Annotated in this window: 15 protein-coding genes; 10 read left to right on the forward strand and 5 right to left on the reverse strand. The window is 57.7% G+C overall.

Features of this window, described 5'->3' with window-relative positions:
- Window positions 1–141: 141 nt before the first annotated feature.
- Window positions 142–1,023 (forward strand): MDR efflux pump AcrAB transcriptional activator RobA, encoded by an 882-nt coding sequence (gene robA, locus LH22_RS18645; protein ID WP_038649179.1) that lies wholly within the window; start codon window positions 142–144, stop codon window positions 1,021–1,023.
- Window positions 1,024–1,210: 187 nt separating this feature from the next.
- Here the strand turns inward: robA and gpmB are convergent, their stop codons facing one another.
- The gene (gene gpmB, locus LH22_RS18650; protein WP_038649182.1) at window positions 1,211–1,858 is read right to left on the reverse strand and encodes a 2,3-diphosphoglycerate-dependent phosphoglycerate mutase GpmB; all 648 of its coding nucleotides are present in this window, start codon (window positions 1,856–1,858) and stop codon (window positions 1,211–1,213) included.
- Between the two features lie 51 nt (window positions 1,859–1,909).
- Between gpmB and yjjX the strand changes: the two genes are divergently transcribed.
- Window positions 1,910–2,428 (forward strand): inosine/xanthosine triphosphatase, encoded by a 519-nt coding sequence (gene yjjX / locus LH22_RS18655; protein ID WP_038649184.1) that lies wholly within the window; start codon window positions 1,910–1,912, stop codon window positions 2,426–2,428.
- Here the strand turns inward: yjjX and trpR are convergent, their stop codons facing one another.
- Together trpR and sltY are read right to left on the reverse strand one after the other, a co-directional pair.
- Window positions 2,429–2,752: a trp operon repressor gene (gene trpR / locus LH22_RS18660; RefSeq protein WP_038649187.1), complete on the reverse strand. Its 324-nt coding sequence runs from the start codon at window positions 2,750–2,752 to the stop codon at window positions 2,429–2,431.
- A gap of 44 nt (window positions 2,753–2,796) precedes the next feature.
- Window positions 2,797–4,716, reverse strand: a complete 1,920-nt coding sequence (gene sltY / locus LH22_RS18665) for a murein transglycosylase (protein ID WP_038649189.1) — start codon at window positions 4,714–4,716, stop codon at window positions 2,797–2,799.
- 256 nt (window positions 4,717–4,972) lie between these two features.
- On the opposite strand from sltY, the gene atzF reads away from it, so the two are divergent.
- The 8 genes from atzF to urtE all read left to right on the forward strand — a co-directional run bounded on the left by atzF (window position 4,973) and on the right by urtE (window position 16,824).
- A complete protein-coding gene (atzF, locus tag LH22_RS18670; RefSeq protein ID WP_038650270.1) occupies window positions 4,973–6,769 on the forward strand; it encodes an allophanate hydrolase in 1,797 nt (598 codons plus the stop codon).
- A 2-nt stretch (window positions 6,770–6,771) separates the two neighbouring features.
- Entirely contained in the window at window positions 6,772–10,389 is a 3,618-nt protein-coding gene (gene uca, locus LH22_RS18675) for an urea carboxylase (RefSeq protein WP_038649192.1), read from the forward strand.
- A gap of 9 nt (window positions 10,390–10,398) precedes the next feature.
- Entirely contained in the window at window positions 10,399–11,097 is a 699-nt protein-coding gene (locus LH22_RS18680) for a GntR family transcriptional regulator (RefSeq protein WP_038649195.1), read from the forward strand.
- Window positions 11,098–11,125: 28 nt separating this feature from the next.
- Entirely contained in the window at window positions 11,126–12,394 is a 1,269-nt protein-coding gene (gene urtA, locus LH22_RS18685) for an urea ABC transporter substrate-binding protein (protein WP_034826208.1), read from the forward strand.
- Between the two features lie 304 nt (window positions 12,395–12,698).
- On the forward strand, window positions 12,699–14,264 hold the full coding sequence (gene urtB, locus LH22_RS18690) for an urea ABC transporter permease subunit UrtB (RefSeq protein ID WP_038649198.1): 1,566 nt from the start codon (window positions 12,699–12,701) through the stop codon (window positions 14,262–14,264).
- Entirely contained in the window at window positions 14,264–15,340 is a 1,077-nt protein-coding gene (gene urtC, locus LH22_RS18695) for an urea ABC transporter permease subunit UrtC (protein WP_038649201.1), read from the forward strand. Before urtB ends, urtC begins: the two co-directional genes overlap by 1 nt.
- Window positions 15,333–16,124: an urea ABC transporter ATP-binding protein UrtD gene (gene urtD, locus LH22_RS18700; RefSeq protein WP_034826215.1), complete on the forward strand. Its 792-nt coding sequence runs from the start codon at window positions 15,333–15,335 to the stop codon at window positions 16,122–16,124. The genes urtC and urtD overlap by 8 nt, the downstream gene beginning before the upstream one ends.
- Before the next feature lies 1 nt (window position 16,125).
- Complete coding sequence (urtE, locus tag LH22_RS18705; RefSeq protein WP_038649204.1) at window positions 16,126–16,824, forward strand: urea ABC transporter ATP-binding subunit UrtE; 699 nt, start codon at window positions 16,126–16,128, stop codon at window positions 16,822–16,824.
- Between the two features lie 131 nt (window positions 16,825–16,955).
- On the opposite strand, the gene LH22_RS18710 is transcribed toward urtE, so the two are convergent.
- Both LH22_RS18710 and fucP read right to left on the reverse strand, forming a co-directional pair.
- Window positions 16,956–17,969, reverse strand: coding sequence for an aldose 1-epimerase family protein (locus LH22_RS18710; protein ID WP_038649206.1), 1,014 nt, complete (start codon window positions 17,967–17,969; stop codon window positions 16,956–16,958).
- Window positions 17,966–19,291: an L-fucose:H+ symporter permease gene (fucP, locus tag LH22_RS18715; RefSeq protein WP_038649209.1), complete on the reverse strand. Its 1,326-nt coding sequence runs from the start codon at window positions 19,289–19,291 to the stop codon at window positions 17,966–17,968. The genes LH22_RS18710 and fucP overlap by 4 nt, the downstream gene beginning before the upstream one ends.
- Window positions 19,292–19,294 lie beyond the last annotated feature (3 nt).

Raw genomic sequence — 19,294 nt, forward strand, 5'->3', positions numbered from 1 at the left:
CCCGGAACCAAACCTAAACGGGTGATAACCCGCATTGATTTAGCACAGCAGATTAATCATCAGCCCCCACGCGTTTGTGCATTTCGTGCTATTATTCGACGACTTCATAGTTGCGCCACCAGAGAGTTATGAGGATGTTTTATGGACCAAGCCGGTATCATTCGCGATTTGCTTGTCTGGCTGGAGAGCCATCTGGATCAACCCCTTTCACTCGATAATGTTGCTTTGAAAGCGGGCTACTCCAAGTGGCACCTGCAGCGCATGTTCAAGGAAGTGACGAGCCACGCCATCGGTGCTTACATCCGCGCGCGTCGTCTGTCGAAAGCCGCTGTGGCTCTGCGCCTCACCAGCCGCCCAATCCTCGACATCGCTTTACAATATCGCTTCGATTCGCAGCAGACTTTCACCCGCGCGTTTAAAAAGCAGTTCAATCAAACGCCCGCCTGGTATCGTCGCTCATCGGAATGGAACTCCTTCGGCATTCGTCCGCCGATTCGTCTGGACGATCACCACATGCCTGAGGCCACGTTTGTCACGCTGCCGGAAACGGTGCTGGTCGGGCAAACGCAGAGTTACACCTGTACGCTGGAGCAAATTTCCAGCTACCGTGACGAAATGCGTATCCACTTCTGGAAGCAGTTCCTGCTGGAAACCGATACCGTGCCGCCGGTGCTGTACGGTCTGCATCAGGTACGTGCCAGCCATGAAAAGGATGATGAGCAGGAGATTCTCTACACCACGGCAGTGCCTGCCGATCAACAGGCATTGAGCATGCAGTCGAATCAAAATGTGATTCTCGAAGCCGGGGATTACGTGCAGTTCACCTATAACGGTGCGCGCAGCGCGTTGGGTGAATTTATTTTGCTGCTGTACGGCACTTGCATGCCAACGCTGGGGCTGGTGCGTCGTCAGGGTCAGGATATCGAGCGCTTCTTTACCCACGGTGGTAAGAAACGCAGCGAGCCGCCAACGGAAATCCGTTGCGAATATCTGATTCCGATTCGTCCGCAGCAGAGTCGCTGATATGAAAATGCCGTCATGATGACGGCATTTTTTTGGCTTCAATCACGGCAGGTCGTCATAAATGACGACCCTACGATTTAACCGCGTGCGCGTTGATCACGAACCCGCAATTTGGCAGAGTGCGTATTCATCACACCCCCACGAATTTGTAGGGTACGCATTCATGCGCACCGAAACCGGATGACAATTAACGCTGCAACTCATCCAGCGCAGGGGCATCCAGATGCGACACATCGCCTGCCGTCTCGACCACCCAACCTGCTGCCAGCCACGCGCTCTGTTGATGGTCCACGCGTGAAATAGAGCAGTTGCGCAGACGCAAACGACGTTCCGCGTGCGCCGGTAAACCGAGTAGCGTGCTGACTAACACGCCCAGAGCCATACCGTGACTGACAATCAGCGGACGGCTGCCCGCTGGCAGTTCGAGCAACGCGTTCAGCGCTTCGTGCATGCGCGTCGCCATCTCTAGCATCGATTCACCGCCAGGGATGCGGCCGTCCTGAGTGCCGTCCACCAGCGTTTTACGCCAGCTCTCCTCTTCCGGCGTTAAGCCATCAAGGGGGCGCTGTTCGAGACAGCCCATATTCAGCTCACGCAAACGTGCATCAACCGTGACCGTACAACCACAGGCATCCGCGATGATCTCGGCGGTGCGGCGCGTGCGGCCTAAATCGCTGGCAATCACATGGGTAATCCCCTGCGATTTCATCCGTTCGCCCACTTGTTGGGCCTGTTGCTCACCTTTTTCCGTCAGCGGACTGTCGGATTGACCTTGAATGCGTCGGGCCGCATTCCATACCGTTTCGCCGTGACGAACAAGATAGACCTGTAGCATGCTTAATTTCCGTTATACTGCGACAAATTTGCCTTGAGGGTTCAAACAATTATGTACCACGTTGTCGCAGCCACCATCAACCCGGCAAAAATTCGCGCGATTGCTCAGGCGTTCAACGACGTCTTTGGTGAAGGATCCTGCCATATTGAAGGGGTCGAGGTCGAGAGCGGCGTTGCCGCACAGCCGTTAAGCGATGTCGAAACGCGAACTGGCGCACGTACACGCGTGGCGAATGCGCGTTTGCAGCGTCCTGAATCTGACTACTGGGTAGCGATTGAAGCCGGTATCGAAGGCGATTGTGCTTTTGCATGGATGGTGATTGAAAACGCCCAGCAGCGCGGCGAATCACGCTCCGCCAGCTTCACCTTGCCGCCGATTGTCATGGAGGGATTAGCCGCCGGACACGAACTCGGTCACGAGATGGCGCGCTTAACCGGCGTTGATAATATTAAGCAGAAAGGTGGTGCCATCGGTGCGTTTACCAACGGCCTGCTCAGCCGCTCCAGCGTTTACCATCAGGCGCTGATACTGGCACTCTGCCCGTTCACCCATCCGCTGTATCAGCAATAATTAATGGCGGCCTAAGCGCGCTTCCAGCCAGCGTTTCAGCTCGGGAGGCGCCTCTTTCAGACTGTTGGAGCCACGCGTAATGGTGGCGATACCGACACCCAGCTCATTCTTCAGCTCACGCTGGCTCATGTCGCCGTTCATCAGCTCTTCAATAATGCGCAGGCGTGTGCCAAACGCTTCACGTTCATCGGGCGTCATCATCAGTTGCAGCAAAGGCAACGACACACCGTCCGCGAAAGCGTTCTGCATTAAATCGATAAAACGCAGCCAGTTATCTTCAACAGGCTGAGCCGCATCCGGCTGGGAGGAAAGAGGTTGGCTCATGAAGGGCTTCCGTACTCATTAGCGAGTACGGAAGCATAGCACAGCTAGTAACGGCGATTCCACTCGCCATCGGCGAGAATCTTATCCGGCTTGCCCATGAAGTAACGGTAGTAGGCATCATAGGCCAGTACGTTTTTCACGTAGCCGCGCGTTTCCGAGAACGGGATGGTTTCGATAAACGCCACCGCATCCAGTTTGCCGCCGCTGTTGTTCAACCAGCTGCGCACCCTGCCCGGCCCGGCATTATACGCCGCCGAGGAGAAGATACGGTTCTGATCGAACTGCTGATAGACGTACTCCAGATACTGCGTACCAATCTGGATATTGGTCTGCGGATCCAGCAGCTGGCTGCTGTTCACATAGCCGGGGATGTTATACATCTTCACGGTATGCGCTGCTGTCGCTGGCATCACCTGCATCAAACCGCTGGCACCGACCGGTGAACGCGCTTTCGGATTCCACGCGCTCTCCTGGCGGGAGATCGCCATAGCATAGCTCTGCGGAATACCTTTATCGCTGGTGTATTGCTGATACAGATTGCGCCATGCCAGCGGGAAGCGCTCTTTCAGGCTATCCCACATTTTCGCGGTAATAGTGGCCTGCACACTGAGATCCCACCAGTCCTGCTCGTTGGCGTAACGCGCCAGCATCTGCTGCTGCGAATGGGTTTTGCTGGAGATTAGATTGGCCCACTCACTGCGCGCCAGGTTATCCAGCCCCCAATACATCAGCTCACGCACGCGCGCCAGTTCGGGCCCCTGCACCACCGAGCTGTCTGCCGCCGGGGCCTGGTCGATCTGCAATGGATATTCCACGCCGAGACGTTGCGCCGCCACCATCGGGTAGAAACCACGAGCCTGCATCAGCTTACGCAGAATCTCATCGGCTTCTTCTTTGCGCCCCTGAGAAATCAGCAGATCGGCCTGCCAGTATTGCCACTCATCTTTCTCTTTGGCTTCAACCGGTAAACGCGCGATCCAGGTGTTCAGTCCTCGGCGATCGTTCTGACTCAACGCCAGCCGCACGCGACGTTCCACCAGCGCAGTGGATTCACTGTTCATCACCACTGCATCACGCCAGCGCGCCTGCTCGGAAGTCAGATCCGCGCCCATCATGCGCCACACCACGGTTTCCTTCAGATCCTGCTCTTCCGCCGGGCTCATTTTCTGCGCCTGCACCAGTTGCGGGATCATCATGCGCGCATTATCCATGTCTTCACGCGCGACGCGGGCAAAGGCATAACTGGTGGCCATACGAGTGAAATCGGTCGGACCGAGGCTACTGGCAAACGTGGTGACGGTTTGCGGATTTTGCTGCAGCGCAATCAGCGCGCTGGAGGTGGTCTGGTAATCCGCGGGCAACATTTTGGCCAGGTAATTGACCAGACTGTCGTTGCCGGCTTTCATCGCCAGGCGAATACGTTCGAGAATGGTAATCGGCGACATCTGTCCGGACGCTTGCCACACCGAGAACAGCTGATCGCAATCATTCGGTAACGCGGAACCGCGTAGCCAGATCGATTTCGCGCCATCAAACGCTACCTGCTGTTGGCCGGTAGCCCACTTGGCGTAATACCAGTTACAGCGCGCCTGCACCGGTTTTGGCTCATCCGGGCTGAAGCTCAATACGCCCTGCCAGTCCTGACGATGTGCCAGCACGTTGACGAAGCGTGTCGAGAGCGAACGCGCCGGTGGCAGCGTTGGATATTGCTGAATGAAATTCTTCACCGCCAGCGGCGTCTCTTGATCGAGATCCTGCGCCAGCAAACGGTATTGCAGATACGGATAGAGCGGATAATCCTGCAGCGTTGGCATCAGCTGCGAGACCTGGTCCATTTGATTGTTATCCCAGGCTTGTTTGATTTGCGCATAGCGCTGTCTTTGTTGATCCAGCGAGTCGGCCCACACGCTGCTGGCCGTGCTGACCAGACAGATCCCTATCATCCAGTTACGCCACTTCTCCACTCTGCTCTCCTCTCTGCTGCGATCCAGCTCATGCCAGACTTAACTCATGCTAACCAGGCCAACGGTCTCTTGCCATGTTCTTCACAAAATTTACGCAGGCGCACCGTGATTGCACACCGTCTGCGCTGTGACTGTGCAAATTATCATCACAAAATCTTATGTCATATCAATTAGCTACAACTATTCATTTACTTACAAAAATGGCACGCGCTTTGCTCTGTTGAATTCCATCTTGTATACCAGTTGGAATTCACTCATGGCAGCAACCTTCGGATACACGCTTCAGGATTGGCAACACCGCTACCAGCAGGACCCACAGTGCATCAGCACCTTGTTGGCAGCACACCTCGACGCCATCGACCAGCAGGATAACGCCTGGCTGTATGTCGCTTCGCCCGCTCAATTGCAGGCTCAAATTGAACCTTTGCTGGCCAGCTACCTGCGCAATCCCGCTGCACTGCCGCTGTTTGGCGTGCCGTTTGCGGTGAAAGACAATATCGATGTGGCAGGCTGGCCGACCAGTGCCGCCTGCCCGGCCTTAACCTACACGGCTGAAACTGATGCCTTTGTGGTCGCACAGCTCAAAGCAGCCGGTGCGGTGGTGATCGGCAAAACCAACCTCGACCAGTATGCAACAGGTTTAGTCGGCACGCGTTCTCCGTTTGGCGCAGTCAGCAACACCTTTAACCCCGAGTATGTTAGCGGCGGTTCCAGCTCCGGTTCTGCTTCGGTGCTGGCGCGCGGCCTGGTGGGCTTCTCGCTGGGCACCGATACCGCCGGTTCCGGTCGCGTCCCGGCAGGTTTTAACAACATCGTCGGTCTTAAACCGACCAAAGGCTGGTTCTCGGCCAGCGGCGTCGTGCCTGCTTGCCGTTTGAATGACACCATCTCCGTCTTCGCCCTGACCGTAGAAGATGCCTTCGCCGTTGCCACCGCTGCAGGCGGTTACGATGCCGGAGATGCCTACTCGCGCAGCAATCCGCACACCGCGCCTGCCAGCTTCAAGGCTCAACCTGATTTCGCCATTCCCGCCACGCCTGAATTCTTTGGTGATAAGCAGGCCGAAGCGGCGTGGTTGAGTGCCCTGGAGCAACTGCAAGCGGGCGGCGCGACGCTGCATCCGATCGACTTCACCGCATTCCACCAGCTGGCGGAACAGCTTTATTACGGCCCGTGGGTTGCCGAGCGCACTGTCGCTGTCGGTGAGATGATCAATCACCCGGAAGAGATGGACCCGGTGGTGTACGGCATTGTCAGCAGTGGCCTGAAATACACCGCCGTCGAGGCTTACCAGGCGGAATACCTGCGCGCTGAGCTGACGCGTCAAATCCAGCAAACCCTGGCGCAGTTTGATGCGGTCGTGGTACCGACCTCGCCGACCATTCACACGCTGGAAGAGATGAAGCAGGAGCCGGTGCACTACAACTCGCAGTTTGGCACCTACACCAACTTCACTAACCTCGCTGATCTCAGCGCGCTGGCGCTGCCTGGCCCGTTCCGCGCTGATGGCCTGCCTGCTGGCATTACGCTGATTGCACCGGCCTGGCAAGATCGCGCGTTAGCAGGCTTCGGCATTCAGTGGCAGCAGCAGATGGCGCTGACGTTAGGCGCTACCGGCAAAGCTCAGCCCTCTCAACACAGTGCCTTCCCGCTCTCTGCCGATCACGTACGCGTGGCAGTCGTCGGTGCGCACCTCACCGGCATGCCGCTGAATTTCCAGCTCACCACCCGCAACGCCGTGTTGGTAGAGGAGACGCAAACCGCCAGCCACTACCGTCTGTTTGCGCTGCTCGATGGCCCCATTAAGAAGCCCGGCCTGCTGCGCGGCGACAGCGGTGCCGCTATCACCGTGGAACTGTGGGATATCCCGCTGGCACGCTTTGGCGAATTCGTGGCGGAAATCCCGGCACCGCTCGGCATTGGCTCACTGACGCTGGCTGATGGCCGCGTGGTGAAAGGCTTTATCTGTGAACCGGCGGTGCTGTCGCAGGCGCTGGAAATTACCGAATTCGGCGGCTGGCGCAACTGGCTGGCCTCTCAGGGGAGTAAATAACCATGTTCAGCACCGTACTGATCGCTAACCGTGGCGAAATCGCCTGCCGTGCGATTCGCACCCTGAAACGTCTTGGTGTGAAGAGCGTCGCCGTTTACTCCGATGCCGACCGTAACGCGCGCCATGTCAAAGAAGCCGATGTGGCGATCGCGCTGAGTGGCGATAAAGCCAGCGACAGCTATCTGCGCATCGATAAGATTCTGGCCGCCGCCAAAGAGACCGGCGCGGAAGCCATCTGGCCAGGCTACGGCTTCCTCTCCGAAAGCCTGCCGTTTGCCGCCGCCTGTGAAGAAGCGGGGATTGCTTTTGTTGGCCCGACGGCGCAGCAGATTGGCGAGTTTGGCCTGAAGCACCGCGCGCGTGAACTGGCGGCCAGCGCAGGTGTGCCGATGACGCCTGGCACACCGCTGCTCAACTCGCTGGAAGAGGCGCTCAGCGCGGCAGAAAACATCGGTTATCCGGTGATGCTAAAAAGCACGGCGGGCGGCGGCGGTATTGGCTTAACCCGCTGTGACGACGCCGATGCGCTGCACAATGCGTGGGAGAGCGTACGTCGTCTCGGCGAACAATTCTTCAGTGATGCAGGCGTGTTCCTGGAGCGCTTTGTTGACCGCGCGCGCCATGTTGAAGTGCAGATTTTTGGTGACGGCAGCGGCAAAGTGATCGCCCTCGGTGAGCGTGACTGCTCATTGCAGCGTCGCAACCAGAAAGTGGTGGAAGAGACCCCGGCACCGAACCTGCCGCAGGCGACGCGTGAGGCGCTGCTCTCTTCGGCCGTGCGTCTGGGCGAGCTAGTGAGCTATCGCAGCGCCGGTACCGTGGAATACATCTACGACGCCGCACAGGATGCGTTCTACTTCCTCGAAGTGAACACCCGCTTGCAGGTTGAGCATCCGGTGACGGAGTGTGTCACCGGGCTCGATCTGGTGGAGTGCATGCTGCAAGTCGCCGCCGGTGATGCCATCGACTGGGCGCGACTGCAACAGGCCCCCAAAGGCGCATCGATTGAAGTGCGTATCTACGCCGAAGATCCACTGAAAAACTTCCAGCCAAGTCCCGGCACCCTGACCGGCGTCAGTTTCCCGGATGGCGTGCGCGTCGATGGCTGGATCGATACCGGCACCGAAGTCTCAGCGTTTTACGATCCGATGATTGCCAAACTGATCGTTCACGCCGACACGCGTGAGGCGGCGCTGGCGAAAATGCAGCAGGCGCTGGATGCCACGCAGCTGCACGGCATCGCCACCAACCTCGATTATCTGCGCCAGATTGTTGCCACCGAAGCGTTCAGCAGCGGCAAAGTCTGGACGCGTTTCCTCGACAGTTTTACGCCGTCTGCCAGCGTGATTGAAGTGCTGCAACCGGGTACCCTCAGCAGCATTCAGGATTTCCCTGGCCGTCTCGGCTATTGGGATATTGGCGTGCCGCCTTCTGGTCCGATGGATGACTTCGCTTTCCGCCTCGCAAACCGCATTGTCGGCAACCACGACAGCGCCGCCGGGTTGGAATTCACTCTGCAAGGCCCGACGCTGCGTTTCCACAGCGAGGCGGTGATTGCCCTGACCGGAGCCGATTGCCCGGCAGAACTGGATGGCGCCAGCCTCAATTACTGGCAGCCGATCAGCGTGAAAGCAGGCCAGACGCTGGCGTTAGGCCGTGCTCAAAGCGGCTGTCGCACCTATTTAGCGGTTCGCAACGGCTTCGACGTGCCGGAATACCTTGGCAGCCGTTCCACCTTCTCACTCGGCCAGTTTGGTGGTCATGCCGGACGCACCTTGCGCGTCGCGGATATGCTGCCGATCTCTCAGCCACGGCTGGCTGCCTGCACCACGCCCGCGCCGGTCAGTGAGCCACAAGCGCTCGATCACGCGCTGGTGCCGCACTATGGCACCGAATGGCGCATCGGCGTGCTGTACGGCCCGCACGGCGCGCCCGACTTCTTCACACAATCCGCGATTGATGAGTTCTTCGCCAGCGACTGGCAGGTGCACTACAACTCCAACCGTCTTGGCGTGCGCTTAGTGGGACCCAAACCGACCTGGACGCGTGCCAACGGCGGCGAAGCCGGGCTGCACCCTTCTAACGTGCACGACTGCGAATACGCGATTGGCGCGGTGAACTTTACCGGTGACTTCCCGGTGATCCTGACCCATGACGGCCCGAGCCTCGGTGGCTTCGTCTGTCCGGTGACGATTGCCAAAGCAGAGCTGTGGAAAGTTGGTCAGGTGAAACCAGGCGACCGCATTCGCTTCCATCCGATCAGCGCTGACGAAGCGGTGGCGCTGGAGAAAGCGCAGGCGCACAGCGTGGAAACTCTGCGCAGCACTCATGCGCCTGCTTTTGAGGTGCCCTCACTGGCCGCCAGCGATATTGGCTCCGCCACCTTGCTCGCCGCCTTACCTGCTACGGCTGCCACACCAGCGGCGGTTTATCGCCAGGCCGGGGATAAATACGTGCTGATTGAGTATGGCGATAACGTGCTGGATCTGGCGCTGCGTCTGCGTGTGCACCTGTTGATGAATGCGCTTCGCGAACGCGCGGTGCCCGGCGTGGAAGAGTTATCGCCCGGTGTGCGTTCATTGCAGGTGCGCTATGACAGCCTGATCCTCAGCCAGAAACAGCTGATGAATCTGCTGCTGGAACTGGAAGCCGGACTCGGTGATGTCAGCCAGCTGAAGGTGCCGTCACGGATTGTCTGGATGCCAATGGCGTTTGAAGACAGCGCCACACTCGGTGCCGTCGAGCGTTACAAAGAAACCGTGCGGGCCAGTGCGCCCTGGCTGCCAAACAACGTCGATTTTATCCAGCGTATTAATGGGCTGGAGAGTCGTGAAGCGGTGCGCGATACCCTTTTCGATGCCAGTTATCTGATCCTCGGCCTGGGTGATGTCTACCTCGGCGCACCGTGCGCAGTACCGATCGATCCACGCCATCGCCTGCTCAGTTCCAAATACAGCCCGGCACGTACCTTTACCGCCGAAGGCACGGTTGGTATTGGCGGGATGTACATGTGCATCTACGGCATGGATTCCCCAGGTGGCTATCAACTGGTGGGCCGCACGCTGCCAATCTGGAACAAATTCCTCAAGAACGACCAGTTCGCGGCGGATGAGCCTTGGCTGCTGCACTTCTTCGATCAGGTGCGCTTCTATCCGGTGACCGAAGATGAACTCACTCAGCTACGCGATGACTTCCGCGAAGGTCGCGCCACGGTACGCATCGAAGAAACCCTGTTTGATTTCGCTGCCCACCAGCAATTCCTCGCTGAACACGCCGACTCGATTGCCGAATTCCGTCAGCGCCAGTCAGCCGCTTTCGAACAGGAAGTGACGCTGTGGGCGCAGGAAGAGCAGAACGCGCCGCTGACCAGTGAAGAGACGCTGATGGCCCCGGAAGCCGACGAAGATGCACTGGCGGTGTGTGCCGATATGAACGGCAACATCTGGAAAGTGCTGGTGCAGCCAGGTGACGCGGTGGAAGCCGGTCAGACGCTGATCATCGTTGAAGCAATGAAAATGGAACTGGCGATTGTCGCGCCGCAGGCCGGCACGGTGAAACGCATCGCCTGCCAGGCAGGACGTCCGGTGAGTCCGGGCGACACCCTGCTGTGGCTGGAATAAGGAGCTGGTATGAATCAAAGCCCACGTAGCAAAGGCCGCCCGGAAGCACTGGCGGAGAAGGTTTATCAGGCACTGAAACAAGACATTTTTGAGTTTCGTTTGATGCCCGGTGACCGCTTTAGCGAAAACGAAATCGCCGATCGGCTCGACGTGAGCCGCACGCCGGTGCGTCAGGCGCTGTTCTGGCTGGAGCGCGAGGGCTATGTCGAAGTGTGGTTCCGCAGCGGCTGGCAGGTGAAGCCGTTCGACTTCGAATACTTCGAGGAACTGTACGACTTCCGCACCGTGTTGGAGCGCGAAGCCGTGCGCCGCCTGTGCGCGCTGCCACCGCTGGCCTGTGCGGAGATCCTGACCGAACTGAAAGGCTTCTGGATCGATGCGCCACGCCTTGAGGATGGCAAAGCGGTGTCGGCGCACGATGAAGCCTTTCACATGGCGCTGGTGGCCGCCGCTGGCAATCAGGAGATGGCACGCATCCACGCCGAACTGACCGAAAAAATCCGCATCATCCGTCGTCTCGACTTTACCCGTGACGACCGGGTAGATGCGACATACCGCGAACACGCTCAGATTTTACGGGCGATTTTCCAGCAAAAAACCGAGGAGGCACAACGCATTTTAACCGACCACATCGCTGTCAGTAAGGCAGAGGTCAGAAAGATCACATTGCATATGTTACAGCAGGCCCGGCTTCAACCCATTGAATAAAAACACTAACACATTTAGAGGGTTAACGATGAAAAGACGTTCGTTGCTAAAAGCTTTTGCGCTCTCCGCCACTGTGGCCAGTTTGGGCTTTACCTTTGGTGCCCAGGCCGCTGATACCATCAAAGTCGGCATCATGTCGTCGCTTTCCGGCACCATGGCGATCTCCGAGACGCCGCTGAAAGACGTGGCCCTGATGACCATTGATGAAATCAACGCCAAAGGCGGCGTGCTGGGCAAAAAGCTGGAACCGGTGGTGGTCGATCCGGCATCTAACTGGCCGCTGTTCGCGGAAAAAGCGCGCCAGCTGTTAACGCAGGATAAAGTCGCGGCAGTATTCGGTTGCTGGACCTCGGTCTCACGTAAGTCGGTGCTGCCGGTGTTTGAAGAGCTGAACGGCCTGCTGTTCTATCCCGTGCAGTATGAAGGCGAAGAGATGTCGCCAAACGTGTTTTATACCGGTGCCGCCCCTAACCAGCAGGCGATTCCGGCGGTGGAATATCTGATGAGCGAAGACGGCGGCAGCGCCAAGCGCTTCTTCCTGCTGGGTACCGATTACGTCTACCCGCGCACCACCAACAAGATCCTGCGCGCCTTCCTGCACACCAAAGGCATTCAGGATAAAGACATTGAAGAGGTCTACACGCCGTTTGGCTACAGCGATTATCAGACCATCGTTTCTAACATCAAGAAGTTCTCCGCCGGTGGCAAAACTGCAGTGATCTCCACCATCAATGGTGACTCCAACGTGCCTTTCTACAAAGAGCTGGCTAACCAGGGCATCAAAGCCACGGATATTCCGGTAATCGCCTTCTCTGTTGGCGAGGAAGAACTGCGCGGGATTGATACCAAACCGCTGGTGGGTCAGTTAGCCGCATGGAACTACTTCGAATCGGTGGATAACCCAACTAACGCGAAATTCGTGGCGGATTACCGTGCTTATGCCAAAGCGCACAACCTGCCGAACGCAGGCACCGTGGTGACCAATGACCCGATGGAAGCAACCTATGTCGGTATCCATATGTGGGCGCAGGCGGTAGAAAAAGCGGGTACCACCGATGTGGACAAAGTGCGTGCGGCGATGGCCGGACAGACCTTTAAAGCACCGGACGGCTTCACGCTGACCATGGATAAAACCAACCACCATCTGCATAAACCAGTGATGATCGGTGAAGTGGAAGAGAACGGTCAGTTCAACGTGGTGTGGCAGACCGATAAGCCAATCCGCGCTCAGCCCTGGAGCCCGTATATCGCTGGTAATGATAAGAAGCCGGATTATCCAGTGAAATCGACGAAGTAATGCCGTGGTCGCCTTCAAGGGCGACCCTACAAACTTCGCTCGGATAATGTCGGGGCGTCATTCATGACGTAATGACGCTCACTTAAGCCAATGAGTCCGTATTTAACCCGGCGTTCATGAATGCGTTCCCTATGAAAAGGCACCGGACAATGTAGGGTCGTCAATTAGGGTGGCCCTGCAAACTTCGCTCGGACAACATGGGGCCGTCGTTCATGGTGACCCTGCAAACTTTGCCCGGACAACGTAGGGTCGTCATTCATGGCGACCGTTTTCAACACTGCACCACCGTAACAGGACGATAACCATGATCCTCCGCCGTTATCTTTGCTGTCTGCTGCTGCTCCTGCCGTGGCTCGCCCAGGCGGGCGATGGCGCTGATTTCGCCGCCGCCAGCCGCACTGAACAGGCCAATCTGCTGCAACAGTGGGCGGCCACTCCGCAAGCCAGCCGCTTGCCGCTGCTGCAGGCGCTGCGTAACGAAAGCATGGTCATCGACCAAAATAAACAGCCATTCAGCAAGCAGGATGACAAACTCATCCCGCTGGACAGCGCACAACAGCCGACGGGTGAGACCAAAAAGCTGTTTATGAACAACCGGCTGCGCGTGTTAATCGCCAGCGCCCTCGCCGCCCACCAGCTGGTGAGCGATGATCCGGCTATCCGCCTGCGTGCCGCACAACAGTTGCAAAACGATGGAGCGGCCGATCAGTTGCCGCTGATCGAACAGCGCTTCGCCGTGGAAAAAGACACTCAGGTTCACGCCGTGCTCGCCATGGCCGCCGCCAACCTGCAACTGGCCAGCCCGGATGCCGCCGTACGCCTCAAAGCCGTCACGCTGCTCGGTGAATCCAGCGATCCTAATATGCAGGCCAGCCTCAATCGCTTAACGCAGGCCAGCAACGAACCCGATGCGCAGGTGCGCGCCGCGGCCACGGAGAGCCTGCAACAAATCAAACATCGCCTGATGTGGGGCGATCTGTTCGGTCAGGCGTTTACCGGCCTGTCACTCGGCTCGATCCTGCTGCTGGCCGCGCTGGGTCTGGCGATCACTTACGGCCTGCTTGGCGTGATCAACATGGCGCACGGTGAGATGCTGATGCTCGGCGCTTACGCCACCTGGTTTGTACAAAACCTGTTCCAGCAGTTCGCACCGCAGTGGCTGGCGTGGTATCCGCTGCTGGCGCTGCCTGTGGCATTCCTGATCACCGCAAGCATTGGCATGCTGCTGGAGCGCACCATCATTCGCCATTTATACGGCCGCCCGCTGGAAACCCTGCTCGCCACCTGGGGCATCAGTCTGATGCTGATCCAACTGGTGCGCATGCTGTTTGGCGCACAGAACCTGGAAGTGGCTAACCCAAGCTGGCTGTCTGGCGGCTGGCAAGTGCTGCCTAATCTGGTGCTGCCGTACAACCGTATTGCGGTGATCCTGTTTGTGTTTGCGGTACTCGGCCTGACCTGGCTGCTGCTCAATAAAACGCGTCTGGGCCTGAGCGTGCGCGCCGTGACGCAAAACCGTGCCATGGCCGATTGCTGCGGCGTACCAACCGGGCGCATCGATATGCTGGCGTTTGGTCTGGGTTCCGGCATTGCCGGACTGGGCGGCGTGGCGCTGTCGCAGCTCGGTAACGTCGGCCCGGAACTCGGCCAGGGTTACATCATCGACTCCTTCCTGGTGGTGGTGCTGGGCGGCGTAGGCCAACTGGCGGGCACGGTAGTCGCCGCCTTTGGTCTGGGCATCCTCAACAAAGTGCTGGAACCGCAGATTGGTGCGGTGCTGGGTAAAATCCTCATCCTCGTGCTGATCGTGCTGTTCATTCAGAAACGTCCACAGGGCCTGTTTGCCTTCAAAGGGAGGGTAATAGACTGATGAGCCAACCCCTGACGTTAACGCTGACGCGCAAAGCGCCGCGCCTCAGCATCAGCCTCGGAATCCTGATCACCGTGCTGCTGTTGGTGCTGCCGTTCTGCGCTCTGCTACCGGCCACACATCCGCTGGCGATCTCCACCTACACGCTGACCTTGATCGGCAAAATCCTCTGCTATGCGATTGTCGCGGTGGCGCTGGATCTTGTGTGGGGTTACGCCGGATTGCTGTCTCTTGGACACGGTCTGTTCTTCGCATTGGGCGGCTATGCGATGGGCATGTACCTGATGCGCCAGGCATCGGGCGAGGGCTTACCAGCCTTTATGTCGTTCCTGTCGTGGAATGAGCTGCCGTGGTTCTGGGCGGGTACCCAGCACTTTGCCTGGGCGCTGTGTCTGATCATGCTGGTGCCGGGTTTGCTGGCGCTGGTGTTCGGCTACTTCGCCTTCCGCTCAAAAATCAAAGGCGTTTACTTCTCGATCATGACGCAGGCGCTGACCTACGCAGGCATGCTGCTGTTCTTCCGTAATGAAACTGGCTTTGGCGGTAACAACGGTTTTACCGGCTTCACCACCCTGCTCGGCTTTAACGTGACCGCCACCGGCACGCGTATTGGACTGTTCGTCGCCACCGTGCTGCTGTTGTTAATCAGCCTTGGCATTGGCTTCGCACTGGCGCGCAGCAAATTTGGCAGGGTGCTCACCGCCGTGCGTGATGCCGAAAACCGTTTAATGTTTGTCGGTTACGACCCCAAAGGCTTCAAGCTGTTTGTCTGGACGCTGTCGGCGGTGTTATGTGGTCTTGCGGGTGCGCTGTATGTGCCGCAGGTCGGCATTATCAATCCCAGTGAAATGTCGCCGACCAACTCGATTGAGGCGGCTATCTGGGTGGCACTCGGCGGGCGCGGCACCTTAATTGGCCCGCTTTTAGGGGCCGCTATTGTAAACGGAGCCAAAAGCTGGTTCACCGTGGCCTTCCCGGAATATTGGCTGTTCTTCCTCGGCCTGATGTTTATCCTCGTCACGCTGTTCCTGCCGCGTGGTGTGATTGGCCTGCTGCGCCGGAGGCGTGATGACTGAGCAACTGTTTACCCAACCCCATCCCGCCGATCGCCATCGCGATCAGAGCGATCCGGTGCTGCAACTGGAGAAGATCAACGTCTCCTTTGACGGCTTCCGCGCACTCACCGATCTTTCGCTGAAGATCGGCGTCGGCGAGCTGCGTTGTGTGATCGGCCCCAACGGCGCGGGCAAAACCACGCTGATGGATGTGATCACCGGCAAAACCCGTCCCGACAACGGGCAAGTGATCTATGACCAGGACACCGATCTCACCCGCATGTCGTCGGTGGAGATCGCTCGGGCCGGCATTGGCCGCAAGTTCCAGAAACCCACGGTGTTTGAAGCCTTAACGGTGTTTGAGAATCTGGAAATCGCGCTGAAAAACGATAAGTCGGTGTGGGCTAGCCTGCGCGCACGACTCAACGGCGAACAGCAGGATCGCATCGATGAGGTGCTAAAACTGCTGCGGCTGAGCGGTGAACGCCAGCGCAAAGCGGGCTTGTTGTCGCACGGTCAGAAGCAGTTTCTCGAAATAGGCATGTTGTTAGTGCAGGACCCGCATCTGCTACTGCTCGACGAACCCGCGGCGGGTATGACCGACGCGGAAACCGAGTACACCGCCGAGCTGTTCCGCAGTCTGGCAGGCAAGCATTCGCTGATGGTGGTGGAACACGACATGGGTTTTGTCGAGACTATTGCCGATCACGTCACGGTGCTGCATCAGGGCCAGGTGCTGGCAGAGGGATCGTTACGCGAAGTGCAGGCGAACGATCGGGTCATCGACGTTTATCTAGGGCGCTAAGATGCTGCAAGTATCCGAACTGAATCAATATTATGGCGGCAGCCATATTTTGCGCGGTCTTTCGTTTGAGACGAAACCGGGCGAAATTACCTGCCTGCTGGGCCGCAACGGCGTGGGCAAAACCACGCTACTGAAATGCCTGATGGGGCTAATCCCGGCAAAGTCTGGCGAGATTCGCTGGCAGGATAAGGTGATCAACAGCCGTAAGCCGCATCAGCGTGTGCAAGCGGGTATTGCTTATGTGCCGCAGGGCCGCGAAATTTTCCCGCGCCTGACGGTGGAGGAGAATCTGCTGATGGGGCTGGCACGCTTCTCGGGATCGCAGTCCAAATCCGTGCCCGAGGAGATTTACCAGCTGTTCCCGGTGCTGCGCGAAATGAAGGCCCGACGCGGCGGCGATCTGTCCGGTGGGCAACAGCAGCAGCTGGCAATCGGTCGTGCTTTGGCATGTAAGCCGCAGCTGTTGATCCTTGACGAGCCGACCGAAGGGATCCAGCCATCAGTGATCAAAGAGATCGGCGCGGTGATCCGCCAGTTAGCCCAGCGCGGTGATATGGCGATCCTGCTGGTTGAGCAGTTTTACGATTTCGCCGCCGAGTTGGCCGATCAGTATCTGGTGATGTCGCGAGGTGAGATCGTGCAACGCGGCGCGGGATCAAATATGGAAGCAGAAGGCGTGCGCGGGCTTGTGGCAATTTAACTATAGGGTGCGCATTCATACACACATGGATGGAGGGTGCCATAAATGGCGTCATGCTCTTCAGTTGTGTGACGGCTGATAACGCAGTCTGGTGCTGTTAAGGGGCTGGCGGCACAAAGGGCCGCCTGTGATTACAGAATGCCGGTCTCCACGCTGAAGTGGCGTTTCTCGCCGGGTGCCAGCTCAACCAGGGTGCCAGCGCGCTGCGCCGCCTTAAATCCTTCTGGCCGACAAGTTGAGGGCAGTACGTAAGCCGCGACCTGCTGATCGTGATTGTGCAGCAACCAGCGTGTGGCGTGGGGGAACTGTCGGCTATCGAAGCGCGTCATCAAGGCATAGCCTTCTGGGGCATGCAGTTCGAACTGCACCTCATTGCCGTACTGCGGCAGATTATCGGCAAAGAACACGATCTCAGGATCGCACATTTCGGGTTGATCTAACGGCTGAAATGCCTGGGGATCGTGCGCCAGCCGATCGTTATACGCGGTCCACTGCGGCGTGGGCTTCACATGTGCCGGGATCGAGGTGCGTAGCTTGAACGCATCCTGCGGGATCGACTGCTTAAAACGCCCATGTGTCTGCCAGGCACTGTTCAAATGGCACATGTACTGTAAAGGCATCGGCGCCCCCGCCAGATTCGTCACGTTCATGTCGATCTGTAAACGCGGCGTGTTGGCCTGCACGCGCACCGCAGGCGCCGCCAGATAGTGATGCCCAAAACCTTTCACATACTCGGTTTCCCCTTCGAGAGAAACGCGATCCTGCTCCAGCACGATCCACGCGCTGTCCATACGCGCGCAGGCCATTTCACCGTGCAGCGGATGATCGTCATCCGGCGCCGGACAGCCATTCGCCAGCAAACCAGAATGGAAGGCAAAACAGCCGTAGGTATCGATAATCGAACTGCCCAGCAGCGGCTGTTTAAAGCTGTGTCCCATGGTGAGGGAATGCCCATCAAAGGTCGCATCCCACACCATTTGACCGTAAAACGGCAGCACAATCACCGTGCCGCGCTGGTTGCTGATACGCACCGCTTCGACACCCGCCGGATAGCGAAACAACTCGACGTGGAAATACTCATTGTGCAACAGCGTGCTGGGCGTTTCATGAAACTGTTCACGTCTCAGCGGTAATCGGGTTTTCATGGCATCTCCTCAACCAAACGACCAGCCTGAATGGCCTGATTTTTATGGCGCAGCTCGCCCCAGAAATAGAACCCTACCCAGGCAAAGCACAACAGCGAGACACCAAATGCCAGCTGCATCGATCCCAGATGATCAGAGGCGAATCCCTGTATAGCCGGGATAAACGCCGCACCCACAATCGACATCACGATAAACGCGCCTGCCACTTCGGTATACTTGTTATCCACCGTAGCTAACGTGCCCGCATAGATGGTGGCCCAGCAAGGGCCAAACAGCACGCTGACAAACACTGCCGCGTATACAGCGGTAAAGTTTGGCACAAACATCACCCACGCGAGGGTGATCACACCCAGAATCGAGTAGGCAATCAGCACTTTTTCCGCACGGAAGCGCGTCATCAGGAAGTTGGCGACAAACTTGCCGATAAAGAAGCAGATAAAGCTGTAAATCATAAAGTTAGAGGCGTGACGTTCGTTTGTTGCCCCCAGCGTCAATGCCAGACGAATGGTGAAGGACCACACCGCCACCTGCATCCCGACATAGAGGAATTGCGCCACGATGCCACGTTTAAAGTGACGATTACCCGCCAGATAGCGGAAGGTTTCACCCAGCGAGGGCAACGACTTCTCACTGGATTCCGGCTTGCAACGTGGATAGCGAGTGAAGAGAAACAGCAGCATCACCACCACTAACACCATCACCAGATATTTGTAAGGTTCCAGCGTGTGCTCCAGCATGCTAAGACGGAAAGCGTGGGCCTGCTCGGCGTTCATGCCCGCCATCTGCGCATGCAGGCTTTCACCATCCTGAAACACCAGATATTTACCCAGCACGATGCCCATCAGCGCACCGATAGGATAGAACGTCTGGCTGATGTTAAGGCGTAGCGTGGCGTGATCGCGGTGGCCAATCATCGAGCTATAGGTATTCGCCGCCGTTTCGAGGAAGCTAAGACCAATGGCGATGGCGAAGATCGCCGCGAGGAACATGGTGTAAGTCGCCATATGTGACGCCGGATAGAACAGCACGCAACCGACGATATACAGCACCAGTCCCATCAAAATCGCCAGCTTGTAAGTGGCTTTACGGATCACCAGCGAGGCGGGAATCGCGATCAGGAAGTAGCCACCGTAAAACGCACTCTGCACCAGGGCACTGGCAAAATCGCTCAGCGCAAACACTCTTTTGAATTGCGTAATCAGGATATCGTTTAAGCTCGCGGCACAACCCCACAATGGGAACAGGCACGAGAGCAAAATGAACTGAAACAGTGGCGTCTTATTCAGATAGCCGTCAGGTTGCTGAACAATGTTCTGTTGCATGAC

The sequence above is a fragment of the Pantoea rwandensis genome (assembly GCF_000759475.1).
In the GTDB taxonomy this organism is placed as follows: Bacteria; Pseudomonadota; Gammaproteobacteria; order Enterobacterales; family Enterobacteriaceae; genus Pantoea; species Pantoea rwandensis_B.